Here is a 22,051-nt window from a genome sequence, read left to right on the forward strand (position 1 = left end):
CCCTAGTAAATAAGTATAGTTTATTTTTATTATATATATTTGTAATAATAGCAGATTTATATTTAAGTATACTCAGGTTTTGGTTGGGCTACTAAAAGTTCTTCTGGTACATTTACATAATCACTGCTATTGCTTGCAAAACTACTTTGAGTTCCTAAATCATCATAAAACTTCTCTACAAATACTACAATTTTATCTAAAACCCTTGGCACTACTTTCTTCCTCTCTAAAAGTTTTGGTTTTACTTTTAAAGTTTTCACAACTTCATCTTTTAACGGAACTCTTTGTTCATAGATATATTTATCTACTACTTTTCGTACCTCTTTACAATCTAGGTTTTCTTCACTACATAACTCTTTATACGCTTTGTCTTTTTCCTCTTCCCAAAACTTATCAAACTCATCTTCTATATCATCTTCATTTATTGCATAAAGATTTTCATTGATAAATTTCTCAATAAGCTCTTTTTTACTTCTAAGCTGTGGATTGTTTGTCAAAATATTTGAGATATTTTCCCTTTGTTGTTTTTGCTCTTCATCGGATGACTCTTTATATTTAGCTAGTAGTTTTAAAATATACGCTACATTTATCTCATCTTTATGTATAAGTTCTAATTCAAAATCTACATCTTCTAAAATAGATACCTTTTCAGCTCCTTGATTTTTTTCACTTTTTATCTTCTCATACATATCAAGGTATTTTGACTTATAGTCTTCAAACATCTGTTCACTCATTGACAAATCTGACCATTTGAAATCACTAAAGCCCTCTAGTATATTTTTTATTCTCATCAGCTCTCTAAAAGCTTTTATAAAATCTAGCTTATCATCTTCACTTATCAAACTATCCACACTACTTACACTTGGTGTTATTTTTATAAGATTTATAAAGGCTTCATTGAACTTTAGAACATACTCTTCATAAGGTTGCATAAGTATCACATCTTTTGCTTCTGGTTTTGAAAAAAGTGCTATTGCATCATCTGTTGCTTTTTTGATATTTCTAAAGCAAAGTATATTTCCTTGTGATTTTCTCTCATCAAGTATTCTATTTGTTCTTGAAAAGGCTTGGATAAGTCCGTGGTATTTTAGACTTTTATCCACATACAAGGTATTTAGTTTTTTACTATCAAATCCAGTTAAAAACATATTTACTACAAGAAGTAAATCTATTTCACCTTTTTTTACTCTTTTTGATAGTTCATTATAGTAGTTATAAAAACTTTTACTATCTTTTGTACTGTATTTTGTACCAAACATTTTATTATAGTCTGATATATACTCATCAAGCTTTTCACGGCTGTGTTTATTGATATGTTCTTCATCTATATGTGCCCCATCTGATTCATACAGACCATTGGCATCTTTGTCCTCTTCGTTTGCACTATAAGAGAATATTGTTGCTATTTTTAAATTGTGTTCTTTACTTCTAAAAGTCTCATAATACTTTGTAAGCATATCTACACTACTTACGCACATCATTGCTGTAAAATCTTTACTGTGAGTTTTTCTTCCATGATTTGCAATAATATAATCTGCTATTTTGTTGATTCTATCTTCACTCTGAAGTAGTTCTTCTTTATCTATATCTTCAACTTCAATATCAATATTTGTAGCACTTCCCTCTTTCTCTTTGTATCTTCCTATATACTCAACTGAAAACTTCAAGACATTTTCATCATTGATTGCATCTGTAATTACATATCGGTGAAGTCTATCCTCAAAAAGGTCTGCTGTGGTTCTTTTGCCCAGTTTATTTCCCATAGCATTTTGTTTAAAGATTGGCGTTCCTGTAAAGCCTATCATTTGATTGTTTGAAAAAAATCTATTTATACTTAAGTGTGTTTGTCCAAACTGACTTCTATGGCACTCATCAAAGATAAATACAATATGTTTATCTTTTTGTTTTTCCATCTTTTCTAGGTACTGTTTTTTATTTATAGCCGTATTTAGTTTTTGTATAGTTGTTACTATTAGTTTGGTATCATCACCAAACTGTTTTACTAAAGCTTTTGTATTATCAGTACCATCTACACTTCCATCACTAAAAGAGTTAAACTCTTTTGTAGTTTGAAAGTCTAAATCTTTTCTATCTACTACGAAAACCACTTTATCTACTTTTGCTAGTTTCATAAGTATTTGTGCAGTTTTAAAAGAGGTTAGCGTTTTCCCACTTCCTGTTGTATGCCAAATGTAACCATTTCTTTTTGAGGTATTTACTTGCTCGATAATAGCTTCAACGGCGTAAAACTGATAAGGTCTAAGAACCATAAGTATCTTATCAACTTCAGCTAAAACGATATATTTACATATCATCTTTGAGATATGACATCGCTCTAAAAATGAGTCTGTAAACGCTTCTAGATTTGTGATATTTTTATTCTCTTTATCTGCCCAAAAAAAGGTTTGTTTAAAGCTTTGTTTTTTGTTGTTGGCATAATACTTTGTATTTACTCCATTGCTTATGACAAAGATTTGAATGTAGTGAAATAAAGCACTGTTTGAGCCATAAGAGTGTTTTTGGTAACGATTGATTTGATTAAAAGCTTCTTTGAGTTCCAATCCTCTTCTTTTTAGCTCGATTTGTACTAGGGGAAATCCATTGATTAAAAGAGTTACATCGTATCTGTTTTTATAAGTTCCATCGACACTGATTTGATTTGTCACTTGAAAAAGATTTTGACACCAATGCTCAGAGTCTAAAAACTCAATATAAGAAGTGGTACCATCATCTTTTTGAAGCACATATTTATCTCTTAGTTTTTTAGCTTTTTCAAATACATTTCCACCATTTAGATGGTTTAGTATCTTTTTAAATTCGCTGTCACTTATGGTTGTTTTATTATGCTTTTCAAGTTGAGATTTGAGATTTGTTTCTAAATCTTTATCATCTTTTATACTTACTCTTTCGTATTTTGAAGAGACAAGTTGTTTAATAAGATTTTCTTCTAGTATTGCTTCGCTTTGGGTACTCATATTTTATTTAGTCCATTTAGAATTATTTTTTCAAAACCACTTTCATCTGCATATTGTACGCACTCAATAGCACAATTGATATACTCTTTTGGAGTTACGCTTGAATAATCTATAAATTTATATCCATTAAATGAAACAATCATATCAAAAAACATTCTTGTGATTCTTCCATTTAATTCACAAAAGGGGTGTAAGGCATTTATTTCACATTTGTAATAAGCCAATTTTTTAGCAAACTCTTCTTTTGGTCTGTTTTCAAAATCTTTTAGATAATTGTCTTGTTTTAACTCTTCAAATATTTTTTTAGAAGATGATTCTATAAAAGCGCCTTGGCAAAATCGGCTTTCACCTTTTGACATATTAAAATCTCTATATAATCCAGCCCATTCATAAAGTGATTCAAAAGTTCTTTTGTGCAAAGACTTAAAATATTCTTCATCAAAAAGAGTATCTTCTTCTAGTTCATCAAAAAATATTTCATAAGACTTTATAAGTAGTTCTTGCTCTATATCATGTATTATTTGACTATCTTTTATATCAAACTTGTTTTTAGGAATATCCGTATTTGCATAGTAAAAGCTACTATCTTTTAGGTGATACTTTGATTTCATATTTTTCCATTAATTCTTTAGCTTTTTTTATAGATTCACTTGTAGATGAATTATAACCTTCAATAGCTTGTGATACTTTTATTGTATCTTTAATAGATTGTTTATTTATAGGATTTTTACTCATAATCTTCCTTTATATTATTTTACCATATCTATACAAACATCTGCTGTAAAAGTGCTTTTTTGAACTTTTTTGTCTCTTCTAGGGCTTTTCTGTTTTGTGATATTTTTGTATCGATAGAAAATAAAAAGTTTGCTATTTTTGTTTGTTCTTTTAGGCAAGGTAGTTTTATTTTTATTTTTTCAATTTCTTTTTTACTGATTTCAGGGAAAGTTGAACCATTTGCTCTTGATATAAATTTATATTTATTTCTTTTAATCCAATTAAAAATAAATATACTATTATTGCTATCATTTACTACTAAAGATTGAAAACCTTGATTAGTAGTACATTCTTTTAATGCTATTGATACTTCACCAATAGTTGCTCTTGTTGTTAATAAAATCGTTCCTTTTGGTAAAATTTTGGCAGACGATTTTTTTAATCCTAATAAAGAAATTGTTCTTTTACTTGTAGAAACATTGTCTGATTTTATTTCTGTTGGTGTGAACCATTGAATATCTCCGTTCCAATATTCATCTTTAGTTGTATCAGGTGTTCCTCCCCCTACTATTTCAGATACATCACTTAAACTTTTTTCTTCCCAATCAGGATAATCACTTCCATCTTTTTCGCCCTGAGCTTGTGAAGAAGTCCCCTTGGGGGAAAATCTAATCTCTTGAGAAAATATCTTTTGCATGGCACCTTTTTTATAAGAGTGCAACAACTCATCTTTTTTTGATAATTGTTCAATCTTTTTATCAATAGAACTTAGAAAAGAGGCAATTTTTTCTTGCTCTTGTTTTTGTGGAATATAAATTTTTATTTTTGATAAATCCGTTGAGTTTATTGCGGGATAACTTGTACCTGTACATCTTAATAAAACTTTATTTACAAAATCATCAGTATGAAGTTTTTGATATAAAAATTCTGATGATTCATTTGCACTTATTTGGGCATAACCTGTTGATGCAACATAGTCCCCATCTAATTTAAAAAAGTAGTTATTCTTTTGATAAGGTCTAACTGTTTGAAATAAAATATCATTTACAGATAATACCCTTTGAGCTCTACTTGGTGCTTCATCTTTCATAATTTCATTTGATTTTACAAGTAATCCCTTTTCAACACTCTCTAAATCTATATAAATGAATTTGTTCGGTAGTTCTTTTGTTTTTGGATTAATTTTAGAAGTTTCTTTTAATTCTTTTTCTTCCCAATCTCCAGAAAACTCTTTAAACCTAAGTGTAGGCATTTTCAATTTATCACTCATTAAAACGGTGCTTTAATATTAAGTTCACTACAAAAAGAAGCGATAACTTTATCATTTTCAACTGTTTCTTTTTCAAGTGCTTTTAGCTCACTTGAAACTTCGTCCAAGTCAATCAGCTCTTCCTCTTCAAAAGTATTCACATATCTTGGGATATTTAGGTTGTAGTCGTTCTCTTTTATCTCTTCTAAGCTGGCTTTATAAGAGTATTTATCTTCTTGTATTCTAGTTTTGTATGTATCTATAATTTTTTCAATATCTTCATCTCTTAAAACATTTTGATTTTTTACCTTTTCAAAATGTTTTGAAGCATCTATAAATAAAACATCATCACTATCTTCACGACACTTTTTAAAGACCATGATACAAGTAGGTATAGAAGTTCCATAAAAGATATTTGCAGGCAATCCAATGACTGCATCAAGATAGTTTCTGTCTTCAATCAAATATTGTCTTATATGTCCCTCTGCGCTTCCACGAAAAAGTACACCGTGGGGAAGAACGACGCTCATCGTTCCAGCATCATCAAGGTGGTGAATCATATGTTGCACAAAAGCAAAATCTGCTTTTGTTTTGGGTGCGAGTTTTCCGTATTGGGAAAATCTATCATCGCTTAGGTGAAGTGGGTTTGCTGACCATTGGGCAGAAAATGGAGGATTGGCAACTATGGCTTCAAATTTTAGCTCTTGGTGTTGTGGGTGTTCTAGGGTATCTTCTTGTTTTAGGTCAAACTTTCTATAGTGAATATCATGCATTATCATATTCATTCTAGCAAGGTTGAAAGTGGTTCTGTTTAACTCTTGTCCATAGAAGTTTGATACATCATTAACCTCTTTTGAAACTCTAAGCAGAAGTGAACCTGAACCACAAGTTGGGTCGTACACTGATTTTAGTTTTGTTTTTCCAGTAGTTACTATTTTAGCAAGTATTTTTGAGACACTTTGAGGAGTATAAAACTCCCCTGCTTTTTTACCAGCACCTGCTGCAAACTGTGAGATAAGATACTCATAAGCATCACCTAAAACATCTCTATCGTGGTTTTTTAGTTCAAAGTTTATATTATCAAGGTGGGCTAAAACTTTTGCAATTAGAGTGTTTTTTTGCTCTTCACTTCGTCCTAGTTTTTTAGAAGTCAAATCAATATCAGAAAACAAATCTTCAAAATCATCTTCACTCTCATGCCCCATAGTAGAAGACTCAATATTTCGTAAAATTGTAGTCAAATCTTCAAGTATGAAGTTGTTTGTATCGCCATTTCCTCTTAAAGCAAGTGCAGAAAAAAGCTCAGCAGGTTTGAGAAAATATCCAAGCTGTTCCAAAGCATCCTCTTTGATAGCGTCAAGATACTCAGCATCTTTTTTTTCATCAAGATTTGTATAGATTAGTTTATCTTCTTCTAAAAGTTCATTTGCATATGTTTCCATCTTTTCAGATAGATATTTGTAAAAGATAAAACCAAGGATATAATCCCTAAACTCATCCGCATCCATCTTACCTCTTAAGGTATTTGCTATATTCCATAATTGTTGTTCTAATTTCTTTTTGTTTTCTTCACCCATAATTGTTTGTATTTCCTTGATTATTAAGGATATTATTTTACTCAAAGTTTCTACTCATACGGCTAAAAGAAAATATGATTTTTAAAATACTTTTAACTTATAAAATCCCCTCTTCTTTAAAAGAATAAAAGCCCTCACTTGTAAAAATCACATGGTCAAGTATATCAATCCCTAAAATCTTTGCAGATTCTTGTAATCTTTTTGTTATATTTATATCAGATAAACTAGCACTTAAAACTCCACTTGGGTGGTTATGAGCTAGGATAAGACTTGCACACCTTTTTTCAATCGCATAAGAAAATACTTCTCGTGGATGTACTAGTGTTTGGTTTAAAGTGCCTATACTTATGACTTCTGTGTTTACTAGATGATTTGCTCCATCTAGGTAAATAGCCAAAAAGTATTCTTGTTGTTTGTCTTTATAGGGGATTAATTCTTCATATACATCACGAGAGCTTGATATTCTTATTTTTTGTTTATCACTCAAGTATCTTTTTGATAGTTCTATGCTTGACAATATTTGTGCGGCTTTTGCTTTTCCTAAGCCATGTATACTTGTAAGCATTTCTAAAGTGATAGTAGTGAAGTTTTTTTCTAGAAGTTTTATTATCTCTTTTGATAAAGAAATAACATCTTTACCTTTTACACCTGATCCCAAAAGTACACTCAAAAGTTCATAATCTTTTAGTGCTTGAGCACCTTTTTTATATAATTTTTCTCTTGGTTTATTTATCTCTTCTAAGTCTTGAATAGTTTTCATTTTAAATCCTTAACTTTTCATATATGAAAAGTTTATCGGATTTTTTAGAATGTTATAAAATATATAACATTTTGTAATATTTTATTATTTAGTTTTTTTAATTTTTCTCTTGTGTTGTAAAGATAAGCTTTGCTTCATCTAGCAGTTTTTGTGCATCTTCTAGTTGCTTAATACCTCTTTTATATACTTCAATAGAATCACTTAATGTGATTTGTGGGTTTGATAACTTTTCTAAAAGTTGTTTTGCTTCTACTATTTTATCTTCAAAAACTAATTTTTCTGTTTCTTTACTCATTATTTACCTTCTAATATATTTCTTGTATGTTCTTCAAACTTATCAACTTCAACTAAAAAAGAATCATGTCCTGATTTGCTGTTTATAAGTTTATAAGTTACTTGGTCTTCTTTTCCTAGTTTTATCATAATATCTCTTATTTCTTCCATTTCTTCAGGAAAAAATAGCATATCATCTTCAAAAGCGATTAGGTGTAAATTAGATTTTACTTTTTCAAATGCATCTTCTAATTTATCTTTATTTCTTCCTGCATCAAAAATATTCATCGTTTTACAAATATACAAATATGATAAAGGATCAAATACTTTTGGAAAACTATATGCGTTGTATTCTAAGTATCTTTCAACTTCAAATCTACCAAATAGTTCATATAAACCGTCTTTACTTGAATACTCTCTTCCAAACTTTTCATTAAATAAACTTGGACTTAAATATGCAATTAATCCAGCCATTCGTCCAATTGCAAGACCAGGTAAACCATTAGCTTCTAAATCTTCTTTATCATAAAGTCCATTTTTAAAAACAGGGTCATGTCTTATTGCTTCTATTGCTATTTTATTTGTTGCTATTGCCCATGGTCTTGTATATGCAGTTGTGGCAAGTGCGATAATAGTATCTGTAAACTCAGGAAATTCAATAGCATAACAAAGTGCTTGCATTCCACCCATTGAACCACCTATAACAGCAACAGCTTTTTTAATACCTAGTTTTTCATATAAAGCCATTTGTGCTTTAACAATATCTGAAATAGTTAAAATTGGAAATTTAAGCCTATATTCTTTCTTCGTTGAAGGGTCTATGCTTAAAGGATTTGTTGAACCAAAACTACTGCCTAGGTTATTTGAACAGATTACAAAATATTTTGACGTATCTACTACTTTTCCATCTCCAATAAACTTATCCCACCAACCAGCTTTTGCTTCAGAGCCATAACGACCAGCAGCATGATGTGATCCTGCAAGTGCATGACAAATAACAATTACATTTGATTTATCTTCATTTAATTCGCCATACGTTTCGTATACTAGTTCGTATGATTCTAGTATCCTTCCACTTTCTAATTGTAGGCGTTCATCAATCTTCTGGGTTTTTGTTTCTATTCTCAAATTTTTTCCATTATTAATTTATAAGTTTATATTATCAAAAGTTAAGATAAGACTTGCTTTTACTGATAATTTACCTCTGATATATTAAGCTTTTTTTATTTCTTCAAAGTCTATTTTCATAATCTCTTGCCATTTAGTATCAGGAGACCATTGCTCAAACATTGAGATATCAATATCATTAAATGGAGTATTTAGTATATATTTATGATAAACATACATAAAGGCTGTAACTCTATAGTTTAAAGCACAGTGAACCCATACTTTATTTGCTCCAAGAGCTTGCAATGTATTTAAAAAAAGTTTTACATCTGAGGGTTTTGGGTTTTCAAAATCTACTGGAATATGAAAATATGCCATTTTTAAATCTGTTACTATTTTATCTTCATTTTCTATTGCATTTGAAGCATTGTGAAGTGCAAGATTTATAACTACTTCAAAGTCATTTTCTGCAATAACTTCAAATTGTTCAGGGCTTGGTTGTCCTGATGTTGATATTAATTCATTTATTTTTATATAGTTTAATATTTCTTCCATTTTATACCTTTAAATTGCTTTTTCTACTTTTAAAATATATTCTTTTTTTAGCTTTTCATCTATAAAACTTGAGTTAAAAGAGTTTTTTACTAGAGTAATAATATCTTCTTTTGTAAGTTCTAAGTTTTCATATAAATTGATAAAGTTTTGATTTAAATACCCTTTAAAATATGATGGGTCATCTGAATTTACTGTTATATTTAATCCATAATCTAAAAGCTTTTTTATATTGTGTTCTTTATAGTTTTCAAATACTTTTAACTCGATATTTGAGTTAGGACAAACTGTAAGAGGTATTTGCTCTTCTTTTAATCTTTTCATTAAAGCATCTGATTTTATAGACTGAACACCGTGGTCAATTCGCTGTATATCTAAAAGGTCTAAAGCTTCATAAATATATGAAACATCAGCTTCTTCTCCTGCATGAGCTACAAGTTTAAAGCCCTGCTCTTTTGCTTTTTTAAATACTTCTTCAAACTTTGAAGGTGGATTTCCTAACTCTGAGGAATCTAAGCCAACTCCTATAATATCATCTTTAAAAGCTATAGCTTGTTCTAAAGTTTCAAAGGCATCTTCTTGTGATAAGTGTCTTAAAAAACACATGATAATACAAGATGTGATTCCATACTTTTCTTTTGCATCATCTAAAGCTTCTTTGATTCCTGTAAGTACAGTTTCAAAAGAAATTCCTCTTAAAGTGTGTGATTGTGGGTCAAAAAATATTTCTGTATGAATTATATTATCTTCTACACATTTTAAAATATATTCATGCGTCAAATCATAAAAATCTTGCTTTGTTATAAGTACATTTGCGCCTGCATAGTAAATATCTAAAAAGCTTTGTAGATTTGTGAAGTTATATGCAGCTTTTACATCTTCTATAGTTTTATAAGGTATTTGTATATTATTCTTTTTTGCTAACTTAAACATAAGTTCAGGTTCTAAGGAACCTTCAATATGCAAATGCAGTTCAGCTTTTGGTAATCTTTTTATTAAATCTATCATTTATTCCCATTGTTTCTTATTTATTTTTCTGATTATACTATGATACAATAAGAAAAAATTTAAGGTATATATAAATGACTATGATTATGGCAAAATCAACTGAAGCTATTCAGGCTTATAAACTTGTAAGAGCTTTACAAAAAAGATTTGTAGACAAACTAAATCACTTAAGCCAAACAATTGGAGAGAATAAAAATTACGAAAAAGTTACATGGTTAAGAGATGAAGGAATTCACGGTGGTGGTTCTAGATTTGAAGCAAGAGATAATACTCTTTTTAATACTGCAAGTGTAAATGTATCTCAAGTTCATTATGATGAAGATGAGAGTAAAAGACTTCAAAGTGCAAGTGCAATATCTACTATAATTCATCCTAAAAATCCTAATGTTCCATCTATTCATATTCATATTTCACTTACTCAAATTAAAGGAAATGATTCTTATTGGCGTATTATGGCGGATTTAAATCCAAGTATTGAAAATAATGAAGATAAAGAGGTATTTGAAAAAGCTTTAAAAACTCTTTCAAAAGATACTTTTGAAGAAGGAATCAAACAAGGCGATAAATACTTTAATATTCCTGATTTAAATAGACACAGAGGTATTTCTCACTTTTATTTAGAAAACTATAAAACATCAGATATTAAAAAAGATTATAACTTTGCAAATAGTTTTGGTGAGGGAATAATCGATACATATATTGATATTATTTCAAATGCATTTAATACTAGAAAAACAGTTTTAGAAGAAGATAAAAAGAAACAACTTGATTATCATACTTTATATTTATTTCAAGTTTTAACACTTGATAGAGGTACAACTTCTGGGCTTTTAATCCATAATCAAAATGATGTTGGAATTATGGGTTCACTACCTACTTTTGTAAATAAAGTTTTATTAAAATCATGGCAAGAAAAAGCTACAAAACCACAAGATGAATTGGTTTCAAATTTAGTAGAAGTTATAGGTGATGAAGGAAAAGTTGACAAAATTACAAAAGAAAAGCTAGCGCAAGTTGTGAGAGAACATTATAAAAAATATCCCCAAGCTTTAAGTATGCAAGCTAGTGGAAATACTGTACCATCAACAGTATCAAATCATAAAGGTTAAACATGGCAATTTTTGGAAATTTAGAAGATATAAAAAAACAAGTTTCAAAAGAAGCTTTTCAAGTGGCTTTTGAGTATTTAGAAAATATTACAAGTGATTTTTTAGATATTAAAAATGGCGAGTGTATAAAAGAGATGTTAAACGAAGATATTTATGTTTTAAAACAAGCTTATTATACAAAGAATAGAAAAGATTGTTTTTTTGAAGCACATAAAAAATATATTGATATTCAGTTTATGGTAAAAGGTGAAGAGTATATGGATATATGTGATTTAGACTCATTAGAAATAATAAATGAGTATGTAGAAAAAACAGATTTTGCTCATTATAAGGGAAAAGAAAATGGCATATCAAAACTTCTTATTCGTGAAAATTGCTTAGCTATTTTTTATCCAAGTGATGCACATCAACCTTGTGTAAAAGTAGAGAAAGAAGAGTTAATTTATAAAGCTGTTATAAAAATACCTGTGAGTTTAGGATAGTTTCAAATCGTTTAAACGGTTTAATGATTTAAATTTTCCAATGATTTATTTTCTCTTGATTTAAATCTTTTTTTGTATGTTCGCATAATTGTGGGAAGAAGTCTAAGAAATCATTTTCTAACTCGTCTATATTTAAGTGAACTTCATCAAAATACTCTGAAGCACTTTCTCTTTTTAACAGTCGTTCAGATAGTCGTAAATCCATTCTTTTAAATGAAGTATTTAAGTCATCTAAAGTATGATATTTATTTAATAAATCTTTATTTATTAGATTTGTTACAATATATGAAGCTTTTTTTGGTAAATATTCTAAGCTATTACTTGCCTTTTTATAAAAATTTTCTGTGAACTTATCAATTGGTATAGTAGAAAATAAATCCCAGTTTTTTGTAAGTAAATAATCATAAGTCAAGTCAATAATTACCGGTTTTAATAAACCTTTTTCTCTAAGTCTTTTTTTACTTAATCTTACAATATCATGAGAATCAGTAAACTTATCAATCCTAATATGTGTTTGCATTCCATTTTCCATATGAATACTAGCATCATCCCATGTTCTAGCTTTTAAAGGATCGGCTAGAATATTTCCAATTTGGAAATCAATATGATCTTCTGATAAAAAAGCATGTGCTAACCAATTCATTAAATTCCTTTTAAAACGTAACTTTATATTAATAAACTTAAATGCCAATAAAACAAATATTTATGCATTATATTATATACTGCGATTACTAATTAAAAGGATTTTATTTGAACGTAGATATTACAAAAATAGCTAATGTGATTTTATATATGTTACATAAAAAAGTTGACCACCTAAATGATAAAAAAGTATCAATAATGCTTTTCTTAATGGAATATAATCATCTTAAGTTTTGCGAGAAGAAGATATTCAATGAAGAGTATATTAAAAACTCAAGAAACCCTGAGCCAGTACTTTTAAGTGAACTTTTTGATGTAATTGCAAACAATGAAGATTTAGACGAAGAGGATGAAAGACTTTATTTTATTCAAGAGCTTTTAGATTACTTGGATATTGAAGTTGTTGAGAGAAAGAAATTTGCTGAATTAAAGTTTATTAAAATGGAAGAAGAGTTTGATGAATCACTTTTTGATGAAGATGAAATGAAAACAATTCATAAAATTGTAAGTGATCATAAAAGTACAAGTCCTAGAAATATTGCAAATTCATGTTTCCAAATTGATGACTTAAGAAAAATTCCAAATGGTGAGATTATTATCTAATTAGAGTAATTAAACATTTTAAAAATTATTCTTAAAGTTTAAAATATCACTTTGTGTTAAAGATAGTTGATTTATCTGGTTTTGTTGTAATATCGGATTCATTAACGCATCTTTTTCATCTATATGTGGCACTCCCACTAAATGCGCAATTTCATGTGCAAGTATCACTTTTAATTCATCTTTACTTTCAAAACCATAAATCTCTATTTTATTCATTATATTTTTAACACTTTTTTCTTTTACTCTTTTTCCATCTTTATAGAAAATTTTTGAAGTAATCTGTTTTTGTCCTATTGTATTGCCTTTTACTTTTCTAAAACTTCTATTCATTCTTTCAAGTTCATTGTTTAGTCTAGTAAAATCTCTTAGTAAAGAATTTTGTAAATTTACTTTTTGGTTATATGAAGTTACTTTGGATTGCAATTTTCTTTGATTTCGTTGTAGTGTACTTGTGTAAGATTTAATTCTTTTTTGTTCACTCTTTATATAAGTTTTAATTCTTTCATATTCACCTTTTGAAAAGTTTTTCTGTTTATTTACATCTTTTATATAATCATTTAATCTTGATATTCTTTCATTTAATATAAGACTTTCTTGTTTTAAAAAACCTTTTTGGGTATTAATACTTTTTAACTTTCTAGGTAAAGAACTTTTAATTTCATTAATCTTTTGTTTCTTGAATTTTAACTTTTCTAATTTTCTATCAATTCTTTTTTCAAGTTTTGAAGGTGGAACATAAAGAATATCAATAACTTTCCCATCATTGGAATAATCAAAAATATTCATGTTAAGTTGTGATTCAAAGATATATTCTATTTCATCTAAGAGATTACGAACTTCTTGATAGCTGATTTTATTTTTATAGTAATTATCTATTTTACCAATTTTTATTTTCTCAAAAGAGGCATGTGATAGAGTTGTTAAAATCAAGATTGGAAATATTATTCTTTTAAACATACTTTATTTTAATTAAATATATATTTATCATAGCTTATTTCGATATAGTACTAAGCAAAAAATAGAAGGATGAATATGTCAATAAAAGAAAATCAAAATGTAACTTTAAACTATGAATTAAAACTTAATGACGAAATAATAGATACAAATATAGATAAAGATCCAATATCATTTCTTTATGGTTCAGGACAGATAATAAATGGTTTAGAATTAGGAATAAAAGATATGAAAGAAGGTGAAACTAAAATCATAAAAGTAAGTCCTAAAGATGCCTATGGCGAATATGATGAAAAACTTTCTGAGATTGTTGATATTTCTGAATTTGAAGGAATTGACTTACAAATTGGAATGGTTTTAGAAGCTGAAAATGACAGAAAAGAACCTATTAGAGCAACTGTAACTGATGTAACAAAAGAACATGTTACTGTAGATTACAATCACCCCTTAGCAGGTTGTGAGTTAGAATTTAAAGTTATTATAAAATCAATTATCTAATAAATAAGTTTTAGCACTTTGCTTTATTAAAGCAGGTGTTTTAACGCCAACTTCCCTTTCAATGATTTCATCATCTTTAAAATAAATCAAAGTAGGAATCACTCTAACACTAAATTCTTTTGCTAAACTTTTTTGTTTATCAATATCCACTTTATAAATTACAATATCATCTTGCTTGTTTTTATTATAAATTGTTAAGCTTTCACCTAAAGCCTTACAAGCTGATCAAGTTTGTGAATAAAAGTCTAGTATTACTTTTTTGCCAATTGTTTTTTCTTCAAAGTTTTCTTGAGTTAAATCTTCAAAGGCAAAAAGTATACTATTGAAAAAGAATAAAGATACAAATACTAGTAATTTAATTTTCATATGATTCCTTTAAACAAGACCTTGTTCAATCATTGCATCTGCAACTTTTTTAAATCCTGCAATATTTGCTCCAAGTACCAAGTTTTTCGGTTCTCCAAACTCAGTAGCAGCATCAGTTGCAGTATTAAAAATATTTTTCATAATTTGCTCAAGCTTAGCATCAACTTCTTCAAATGACCAGTTTACCATTGAAGCATTTTGTGCCATTTCTAATTGACTAGTAGCAACTCCACCTGCATTTGCAGCTTTTCCAGGTCCGTAAGAGATTTGTTTTTCTACAAATAGATTTACAGCTTCTGGTGTTGAAGGCATATTTGCACCTTCACTAACACATTTACAGCCATTTGCTAATAAATTTTGTGCATCTTTTAAATTAAGTTCATTTTGTGTAGCACTTGGGAATGCAGCATAACAAGGAACTGAATAAATTCCATTTGTACCTTCTTCATAATCTTCTATTGGAATATATTTTGCACTTGGTCTAGCTTTTACATATTCAGTAAGTCTTTCTCTTCTTACTTCTTTTATATCTTTTAAAAGTGCTAAATCAATACCTTCTTCATCTATAATCATTCCTTTTGAATCACTACATGTAATTGGTAATGCACCTAAATGTAGAAGTTTTTCAATTGTATAAGTAGCAACATTTCCACTTCCCGAAACTACACATCTTTTACCTTCTAAAGATTCATTTTCTGCTTCTAACATACATTTGGCAAAATAAACAGAACCATATCCTGTTGCTTGTGTTCTTCCTAAAGAACCACCCCAGTTTAAAGATTTTCCAGTGAATACACCTTCATATCTATTTACTAGTTTTTTATACATACCAAACATATATCCAATTTCTCTTGCCCCTACTCCAATATCTCCAGCTGGAACATCTGTATTTGGCCCAATATGTCTAAATAACTCAGTCATAAATGCTTGACAGAATCTCATGATTTCATTATCAGATTTACCTTTAGGATCGAAATCACTTCCACCTTTTCCTCCACCAATTTGAAGACCTGTAAGTGAATTTTTAAAAATTTGTTCAAATCCTAAAAATTTAATAACACCTGCATTTACACTTGGATGAAATCTTAAACCACCTTTATATGGTCCTAAAGCTGAATTGAACTCAATTCTAAAGCATTTATTTACTTGAATTTCACCATTATCATCAATCCAGTTAACTCTAAAAAATATTTGTCTTTCGGGTTCTACAATTCTTTCTATAATCTTATATTTTTTATATTCAGGATGTTTTGCCATTAGAGGTCGAAGCGATTCTAATACTTCTTCTGCTGCTTGATAGAACTCTGTTTGAGAGGGACTTGATCTCTTTAAATAATTAAACACTTCTTCTACATATGACATATATATCCTTTATTTTATCATCTAAAATGATATTTTTTGAACAAAAATAATATCAAAAAATATTAAATATTAACTTAAGTTTACATTAGATAGAGGTGGTTCTCTATTTTTAAGTATCATATAGTAAAATACACAAAATTTAAATAGGTATTAAAATGAACAAAAAAACTATCGCTTATCAAGGTGTTGAGGGTGCTTATTCTCATCTTTCATGCAAAAACGTATTCCCCGATGCAAAAACCATTGCTTGTGAATCATTTCAAGAAGCTATGTATTTAGTTGAAACTGATGTTGCTGATGTTGCTATGATTCCTGTTGAGAATTCAACAGCAGGAAGAGTTGAAGAGATTTATAGACTTATTCCTAAAATGGAACTAACTATTATTGATGAGCATTTTGAACCTATAAAACATTGTTTATTAGGTCTTAAAGACTCAACTTTAAAAGATATAAAATATGTATCATCTCATCCTCAAGCACTAGCACAGTGCCTTGGAAATATTACAAAAAGAAATATCCAAGCAATAGCAAAATTTGACACAGCAGGTGCAGCAAAAGAGCTAGCTCATATGAAAGATAAAGCGCATGCAGCAATTGCATCAAGCTTATCTGCTGAACTTTATGATTTAAATATTTTAGATGATAACTTTGGTGATCATCATGGAAATACAACAAGATTTTTAATTCTTGGAAAAAGCAATGAAATACCTGAGTATATTGAAGATGAAAAGTTTATTACATCATTAGTTTTTGAAGTAAGAGATATCCCTTCTTCTTTATATAAAGCTTTAGGTGGGTTTGCAACAAATGGAGTAAATCTTATAAAACTTGAAAGTTATTCAGTTCCAGGAAGTATGAATGCTAGTCAATTCCATATAGATATTGATGGACATATAAGTGAAAGAAGATTGCAACTTGCTATAGAAGAATTAAAGTTTTTTGCAAAAGATATGAAACAATTAGGTATTTATAAAAGAGACTCATATAGAGATATAATGGAAAACTTTAAGAACTAAAAATAAGGAAAGAAACAAATGTACAACCCTATATCATGTGAGTTTTTTGATCAATTAAATGTTGCAATGCAAAGAAAAATCCCTTCAACTGTTGTTTACATAAAAAAAGAAGAAAATAAAGAACAGACAAAAGAAACTGCAAAAGGTATTGTAAAAACAATGGAAGTAATAGATGGAATAGAATACCTAGTCTTAGATTCTCAAGAGAAAATAAGACTAGATTTTGTTCTTACCTTCAATGGAAAAAGGCATAAAGAAGAATAGGACAGTTAAAACTAGTCTCTTATTTTTATATAAATATGGACATTATCAGAATCATCGTTAAATTTTCTTTCATCTATAAGAATATAATTTAAATCTCTAATTAGTTTTCCTAGCTTATCATAACCATAATTTCTAGGATCAAAAGAAGGATGCTTTTTATTTATATAAGCACCTACATTTGATAATCTTGCCCAACCATCATCTTTTGATACTGCATTTATAGCTGAGATAACTACAGGTCTTAATTCTGTAGTATTAGACTCTTCTATAATTTCTGTATCTTTTTTCTCTCGTAAAATTTCTGTAAATACAAACTTATCACAAGCTGCGATAAATGCTTCAGGAGTCTTCTTTTCACCAAAACCATATACAATCAAACCAGATTCTCTAATTCGTGTAGCAAGTCTTGTAAAGTCACTATCTGAAGAAATCAAACAAAAACCATCTAAGCTATTTTCATGTAAAATATCCATAGCATCAATGATTAAAGAAGCATCTGTTGCATTTTTCCCTTGTGTATAACTAAACTGTTGTATAGGCTGAATAGCATGTGAATTTAAATGTTCTTTCCACTGTTTTAAATTTGTAGTAGTCCAATCTCCATACGCTCTTTTAATACTCGCAACTCCAAACTTTGCTACTTCTGCAAGTAGTTCTTCAACAACTGAAGCCTGAGCATTATCTGCATCAATTAACACAGCTAGTTTCATTGTTTTATAATCTCGCATTTGTTTCCTTATATTTTGAAATTTTATTTTTAATTTTATCTAGATAAGGTTTAGTTTATACTTCAAATAATAATTTTATAAATAAATTTTTATTTTACTTTTCATTTCTAACCCACGACGAAATTTGTTTTATATCATCAGGTGTAGTTTGGCAACATCTACCAATAATACTAGCGCCTTTTTGATACCACATTAAAGCCATTTTTCCATACTCTTTAGTATTAACTTGAGTACTCCACGTTTTTGTAATTCCATCATATGCTGCTCCACCATTTGGGTAAATAATAATAGGTTTTGAAGAAACTTCTTTAATCTCTTTTATTAAAGATTCGATATATTCAGGTGCTGTACAATTAATACCAATAGCAACAATTTGTTCTTTATTATCTAAAAATTTTGCACACTCTTTAATACTCTCACCACTATTAATGTGTTTACCATCCTTTGCACTAAAACTAATCCAAGCTTGCTCTAAAGGGAACTGTTTTAAAAGTTGAACATAAGCTTGTGCTTCAATTAAGCAAGGAACAGTTTCAAATGCTAATAAATCTGGTTTAGCCTCAAGAAGAGTTCTCATTCTTCTTTCATGAAAAGAAATAAGTTCATCTTCACTTAATCCATAGTTACCTCTAAACTCTGATCCATCAGCTAAATATGCACCATAAGGACCAATTGAAGCTGCAACTAAAGGTTTAATTCTATTGTTACTTGCATTTTTCTTCCAGAAGTCATCTCGTACCTTTTGTGCAAGAGTTACTGAGGATTGTAATAAGTTTTTTGATTCACTATCACTTAAACCTCGGTTTTTAAAACCTTCAAAAGTAGCTTGATAACTCAAAGTAGTAATACAATCAGAACCTGCATTTAAATAATCTTTGTGAACCTCTGCAATTGCAGTTGGGTTTTCCATAAGAAATTTAGCTGACCATAAAGAATCATTTATATCATAGCCTTTACGTTCTAATTCAGTACCAGTAGCTCCATCTATTATGACAATTTTTTGTTTTTTTAATATATTCTTCATTTTATTTTGAGTTTGCTTTTCTTAATATTTCTAAACCTTCTTGAGTTATCATTGTAACTTCCCATTTAGGAGAAAATACAAATTTCACTTTACATGTATCAACTTCATCAACACTTTTTACAGTATCAATGATCTTATCAGTAAAAGATTTTGTACTATTACAAGTAGAGTTTATTACTGTATTTTCAATATTTACATTTACTTTATCATCTATCTTTTGCACTTCGATTTTATAAATAAGTCCCAAATCATAAATACTAATTGGCAATTCTAAATCTAAAATTGTTTTTAATTTTTCAATTACTTTTTCTTTTATTTTCTCTTTATTAAATACTTTCATTTTATATCTTTTTGTCGTTTACTAAATTTATTAACTTTAGCCCTATTTCCACAAATATCCATACTACACCAACGTCTAGAATGGTTCTTTGATGTATCTATAAAATATAAACTACACTTATGATTATCACATTTCTTAAGATATTTAAATTCTGTAGAGTTTAGAAGTTTCATAAATTCTATTGCTAATATTGATAGCAATACATTGTTATTTAAAGTATCACAAAGATATTCTAATACATAAGAATCATCTTTTTTTACCATTTGAGGATGAACGGAGTTTTTTAATAAAATATTATTTGTAATGTTTATTAAATTATCTAAAGAAATATTAGATTCAAGATATTGTTTAAAACTATCTCTTATTAACTTTCTATACTCTATAATTTCTTCAAAATATTCTTTCTTTTTAGCAACATTTAACTCTTCAAGTTTTTCAACTAAACCTACTTCTAAAAACCAATTCTCTATATCTGAATAACTTTTTAAAAGTTCAATAATCTCACTATGTGGAGTATATATAGTATTTATAAAATCTGTTATGTGATTGGAACCTATAAATAAAAAAGATTTTATGACTATTCCTTTTTGTTTTTATAATAGCATGAAATTAATTAATATAAAATTTCTACTAACTTTCTAAATAAACTTGACAGGTTAGTTAAAAAGAGATATCATTTTACTAACCATCTAATTTATCTTTAATGGTTAGAAATAAAAAGGATAGAAAATGAAAGTAGGACACGTAGGAATTAATGTAATAAATATGGAAGAGTCAAAAGAATTTTATTTAAAACTTTTTGGATTTGATATATTATTTGAAGAGACATTAGAAGATAAGAGATATATGTTTTTAGGAAAAGATGGAGAAATTATTGTGACATTGTGGGAACAAGCAAATAAAAACTTCTCAACATCAACAGCAGGACTTCACCACTTAGCTTTTATAGTAGATAGTGTAGATGAATTAAAAGCTTTTGAGAAAAAACTTGAAGAACATAAAATTACAAAGATTTATAATGGAATAGTAACACACTGTGAAGGAGCATCATCTGGGGGTGTATTTTTCTTAGATCCAAATGGAGTTAGACTTGAAGTTTGTATTGCAGAAGGAATTGAGGAATGTAATCCAAGTAATCATGACCATTCATCTTGTGGTTTCTTTTAGAATAAAATGAATACTATCTTTCATGAAGGTGAATATCATATTCAAGAAGTGATGAGCGTCACAAAATCAGCCGATGCTCTATCTTCAATGATAAAAGATACCATACCAAAAATTGCCTCATATTTTTTAGAAGACTTAAATTTTTGCGTATTAACACTTGGTACTAAAAATGATAATATCTTTACATCTGTTGTATATGATAATAAATCATTTATTAAAATCATTAGTCAAAATAGTTTTTCCATAAATTTAAAAAACAAGAGTCATATTCCAGATATATTTTTCAAACAAAGATTAGTAAATATTGGAATAATTGGATTAGAATTTTCTAGTGCAAAACGTATAAGAATTAATGGGAAAGCCAAGATTATAAATAGTGAAATTATAGTTTTAATAGATGAAATATATTCAAATTGTCCCAAATACATAAAAAAAAGATTTCTTCAAAAACAAATGAAGCCTTTAGATACCCCTATTATAGAAAATGAGCTTGAACTGAATCAAAATTTGATAAATGTAATAACAAATTCTGACACATTCTTTTTAGCCTCAGGACATAAAGGAAAAGGTCTTGATGTATCATATAAAGGTGGAGAAAAAGGTTTTGTAAAAGTAAACTCTTCTACACAATTAAGCTTTGATGATTTGCCTGGAAACAATTTATATAATACCTTAGGAAATATTTACACTAATCCCTATATAAATATGTTCTTTATAGATTTTGAAAACAATAATACTTATAATATTTTAGGAAATGCAAATATAGAAGAAATAAATATAAAAGAAGGAAAAAGACTTAGAGTTATTATAAATTGTATAAAAATTACAATTAATAAAAATAGTTTTTCACTTGATTATAAATAGATTTTATAATCAAATGAATATAAAAATTAAATTAAAACTTCACTAATTTGAATTTGAGGTTGTGAATTTGTAAAGTTTGGAATGTCTGAAAGTAATTCTTCCGAATGAACTCCAAATATAGCTTCAAAAGCCTCAACTGAATCAAATGTCATATGAGTCATCACAACGTATAATGCAGGACTGCCAGGTAAACCACCTGCAAGACCAAAATCTACTTGTGCATTTTTTAATGCATCACCTAATAGTTTTGTAACTAAAGGAACATGTTTATCAAGGTAATATTCTTTATCAAATACTACATATTCTGAATTTGGATATAGTACACTTACTTTTATCATTATATTTTCCTATTTTAAATTTAACTAATATCTAGTTATGTTAAAAGTCTAACATATGAATATAGCAAGAGTATAAATA

Annotated in this window: 27 protein-coding genes and 1 pseudogene; 8 read left to right on the forward strand and 20 right to left on the reverse strand. The window is 28.3% G+C overall.

The features are described from left to right. Window positions 1–62: 62 nt before the first annotated feature. From KO488_RS09795 to KO488_RS09840, 10 genes are all read right to left on the reverse strand, one after another. The gene (locus KO488_RS09795) at window positions 63–2,975 is read right to left on the reverse strand and encodes a type I restriction endonuclease subunit R (RefSeq protein WP_216058621.1); all 2,913 of its coding nucleotides are present in this window, start codon (window positions 2,973–2,975) and stop codon (window positions 63–65) included. Next, complete coding sequence (locus tag KO488_RS09800; protein WP_216058622.1) at window positions 2,972–3,586, reverse strand: Fic/DOC family protein; 615 nt, start codon at window positions 3,584–3,586, stop codon at window positions 2,972–2,974. Before KO488_RS09800 ends, KO488_RS09795 begins: the two co-directional genes overlap by 4 nt. Further along, a complete protein-coding gene (locus KO488_RS09805; RefSeq protein WP_216058623.1) occupies window positions 3,558–3,710 on the reverse strand; it encodes a hypothetical protein in 153 nt (50 codons plus the stop codon). The genes KO488_RS09800 and KO488_RS09805 overlap by 29 nt, the downstream gene beginning before the upstream one ends. Before the next feature lie 28 nt (window positions 3,711–3,738). Beyond that, window positions 3,739–4,959 carry a restriction endonuclease subunit S gene (locus KO488_RS09810; protein WP_216058624.1) on the reverse strand — a complete coding sequence of 407 codons (1,221 nt, stop codon included), beginning with the start codon at window positions 4,957–4,959 and terminating at the stop codon, window positions 3,739–3,741. Further along, window positions 4,959–6,515 (reverse strand): type I restriction-modification system subunit M, encoded by a 1,557-nt coding sequence (locus KO488_RS09815; RefSeq protein WP_216058625.1) that lies wholly within the window; start codon window positions 6,513–6,515, stop codon window positions 4,959–4,961. Before KO488_RS09815 ends, KO488_RS09810 begins: the two co-directional genes overlap by 1 nt. Before the next feature lie 97 nt (window positions 6,516–6,612). Then, a complete protein-coding gene (radC, locus tag KO488_RS09820; RefSeq protein ID WP_216058626.1) occupies window positions 6,613–7,275 on the reverse strand; it encodes a RadC family protein in 663 nt (220 codons plus the stop codon). A 97-nt stretch (window positions 7,276–7,372) separates the two neighbouring features. Beyond that, window positions 7,373–7,570 (reverse strand): exodeoxyribonuclease VII small subunit, encoded by a 198-nt coding sequence (gene xseB / locus KO488_RS09825; RefSeq protein ID WP_216058627.1) that lies wholly within the window; start codon window positions 7,568–7,570, stop codon window positions 7,373–7,375. After that, window positions 7,570–8,676 carry a homoserine O-acetyltransferase MetX gene (metX, locus tag KO488_RS09830; RefSeq protein WP_216058628.1) on the reverse strand — a complete coding sequence of 369 codons (1,107 nt, stop codon included), beginning with the start codon at window positions 8,674–8,676 and terminating at the stop codon, window positions 7,570–7,572. The genes xseB and metX overlap by 1 nt, the downstream gene beginning before the upstream one ends. Before the next feature lie 84 nt (window positions 8,677–8,760). Continuing rightward, window positions 8,761–9,210, reverse strand: coding sequence for a protein tyrosine phosphatase family protein (locus tag KO488_RS09835; protein ID WP_216058629.1), 450 nt, complete (start codon window positions 9,208–9,210; stop codon window positions 8,761–8,763). 9 nt (window positions 9,211–9,219) lie between these two features. After that, window positions 9,220–10,215, reverse strand: coding sequence for an adenosine deaminase (locus KO488_RS09840; protein ID WP_216058630.1), 996 nt, complete (start codon window positions 10,213–10,215; stop codon window positions 9,220–9,222). Between the two features lie 74 nt (window positions 10,216–10,289). Here KO488_RS09840 and KO488_RS09845 point away from each other — a divergent pair, with 74 nt between their 5' ends. Beyond that, window positions 10,290–11,324, forward strand: coding sequence for a coproporphyrinogen III oxidase (locus KO488_RS09845; RefSeq protein ID WP_216058631.1), 1,035 nt, complete (start codon window positions 10,290–10,292; stop codon window positions 11,322–11,324). A gap of 2 nt (window positions 11,325–11,326) precedes the next feature. Further along, complete coding sequence (locus KO488_RS09850) at window positions 11,327–11,806, forward strand: YhcH/YjgK/YiaL family protein (protein WP_216058632.1); 480 nt, start codon at window positions 11,327–11,329, stop codon at window positions 11,804–11,806. 28 nt (window positions 11,807–11,834) lie between these two features. Here the strand turns inward: KO488_RS09850 and KO488_RS09855 are convergent, their stop codons facing one another. Further along, the gene (locus tag KO488_RS09855; RefSeq protein ID WP_216058633.1) at window positions 11,835–12,449 is read right to left on the reverse strand and encodes an ACP phosphodiesterase; all 615 of its coding nucleotides are present in this window, start codon (window positions 12,447–12,449) and stop codon (window positions 11,835–11,837) included. Window positions 12,450–12,556: 107 nt separating this feature from the next. Here KO488_RS09855 and KO488_RS09860 point away from each other — a divergent pair, with 107 nt between their 5' ends. Further along, window positions 12,557–13,051, forward strand: a complete 495-nt coding sequence (locus tag KO488_RS09860) for a type II toxin-antitoxin system antitoxin SocA domain-containing protein (protein ID WP_216058634.1) — start codon at window positions 12,557–12,559, stop codon at window positions 13,049–13,051. An 18-nt stretch (window positions 13,052–13,069) separates the two neighbouring features. Here the strand turns inward: KO488_RS09860 and KO488_RS09865 are convergent, their stop codons facing one another. Continuing rightward, on the reverse strand, window positions 13,070–14,008 hold the full coding sequence (locus tag KO488_RS09865) for a matrixin family metalloprotease (RefSeq protein ID WP_216058635.1): 939 nt from the start codon (window positions 14,006–14,008) through the stop codon (window positions 13,070–13,072). A gap of 75 nt (window positions 14,009–14,083) precedes the next feature. On the opposite strand from KO488_RS09865, the gene KO488_RS09870 reads away from it, so the two are divergent. After that, window positions 14,084–14,503: an FKBP-type peptidyl-prolyl cis-trans isomerase gene (locus tag KO488_RS09870; RefSeq protein ID WP_216058636.1), complete on the forward strand. Its 420-nt coding sequence runs from the start codon at window positions 14,084–14,086 to the stop codon at window positions 14,501–14,503. On the opposite strand, the pseudogene KO488_RS09875 reads toward KO488_RS09870, so the two are convergent. The 3 genes and pseudogenes from KO488_RS09875 to gdhA all read right to left on the reverse strand — a co-directional run. Continuing rightward, a pseudogene (locus KO488_RS09875) lies at window positions 14,492–14,713 on the reverse strand (thioredoxin family protein); the annotation flags it as partial. The gene KO488_RS09870 and the pseudogene KO488_RS09875 overlap by 12 nt on opposite strands. Window positions 14,714–14,728: 15 nt before the next feature. Then, the gene (locus tag KO488_RS09880) at window positions 14,729–14,869 is read right to left on the reverse strand and encodes a hypothetical protein (RefSeq protein ID WP_216058637.1); all 141 of its coding nucleotides are present in this window, start codon (window positions 14,867–14,869) and stop codon (window positions 14,729–14,731) included. Between the two features lie 9 nt (window positions 14,870–14,878). Continuing rightward, window positions 14,879–16,231, reverse strand: a complete 1,353-nt coding sequence (gene gdhA, locus KO488_RS09885) for an NADP-specific glutamate dehydrogenase (protein WP_216058638.1) — start codon at window positions 16,229–16,231, stop codon at window positions 14,879–14,881. Between the two features lie 155 nt (window positions 16,232–16,386). On the opposite strand from gdhA, the gene KO488_RS09890 reads away from it, so the two are divergent. Next, window positions 16,387–17,247 (forward strand): prephenate dehydratase, encoded by an 861-nt coding sequence (locus KO488_RS09890; RefSeq protein ID WP_216058639.1) that lies wholly within the window; start codon window positions 16,387–16,389, stop codon window positions 17,245–17,247. Window positions 17,248–17,265: 18 nt separating this feature from the next. Then, on the forward strand, window positions 17,266–17,511 hold the full coding sequence (locus tag KO488_RS09895) for a transcriptional antiterminator Rof (protein ID WP_216058640.1): 246 nt from the start codon (window positions 17,266–17,268) through the stop codon (window positions 17,509–17,511). 11 nt (window positions 17,512–17,522) lie between these two features. Here the strand turns inward: KO488_RS09895 and KO488_RS09900 are convergent, their stop codons facing one another. The 4 genes from KO488_RS09900 to KO488_RS09915 form a co-directional block, all read right to left on the reverse strand. Further along, window positions 17,523–18,239 carry an NYN domain-containing protein gene (locus KO488_RS09900; RefSeq protein ID WP_216058641.1) on the reverse strand — a complete coding sequence of 239 codons (717 nt, stop codon included), beginning with the start codon at window positions 18,237–18,239 and terminating at the stop codon, window positions 17,523–17,525. A 94-nt stretch (window positions 18,240–18,333) separates the two neighbouring features. Next, on the reverse strand, window positions 18,334–19,263 hold the full coding sequence (mmuM, locus tag KO488_RS09905; protein ID WP_216058642.1) for a homocysteine S-methyltransferase: 930 nt from the start codon (window positions 19,261–19,263) through the stop codon (window positions 18,334–18,336). Between the two features lies 1 nt (window position 19,264). Beyond that, window positions 19,265–19,603, reverse strand: coding sequence for a metal-sulfur cluster assembly factor (locus KO488_RS09910; RefSeq protein ID WP_216058643.1), 339 nt, complete (start codon window positions 19,601–19,603; stop codon window positions 19,265–19,267). Beyond that, window positions 19,600–19,866, reverse strand: a complete 267-nt coding sequence (locus KO488_RS09915) for a CGNR zinc finger domain-containing protein (protein WP_216058644.1) — start codon at window positions 19,864–19,866, stop codon at window positions 19,600–19,602. The genes KO488_RS09910 and KO488_RS09915 overlap by 4 nt, the downstream gene beginning before the upstream one ends. Before the next feature lie 466 nt (window positions 19,867–20,332). Here KO488_RS09915 and KO488_RS09920 point away from each other — a divergent pair, with 466 nt between their 5' ends. Then, window positions 20,333–20,770: a VOC family protein gene (locus KO488_RS09920; RefSeq protein ID WP_216058645.1), complete on the forward strand. Its 438-nt coding sequence runs from the start codon at window positions 20,333–20,335 to the stop codon at window positions 20,768–20,770. Between the two features lie 6 nt (window positions 20,771–20,776). Continuing rightward, window positions 20,777–21,634 (forward strand): pyridoxamine 5'-phosphate oxidase family protein, encoded by an 858-nt coding sequence (locus KO488_RS09925; protein WP_216058646.1) that lies wholly within the window; start codon window positions 20,777–20,779, stop codon window positions 21,632–21,634. A gap of 26 nt (window positions 21,635–21,660) precedes the next feature. Here the strand turns inward: KO488_RS09925 and KO488_RS09930 are convergent, their stop codons facing one another. Beyond that, entirely contained in the window at window positions 21,661–21,972 is a 312-nt protein-coding gene (locus tag KO488_RS09930; RefSeq protein ID WP_216058647.1) for an EthD family reductase, read from the reverse strand. Window positions 21,973–22,051 lie beyond the last annotated feature (79 nt).

The organism is Poseidonibacter lekithochrous (assembly GCF_018861145.1).
GTDB lineage: Bacteria > Campylobacterota > Campylobacteria > Campylobacterales > Arcobacteraceae > Poseidonibacter > Poseidonibacter lekithochrous_A.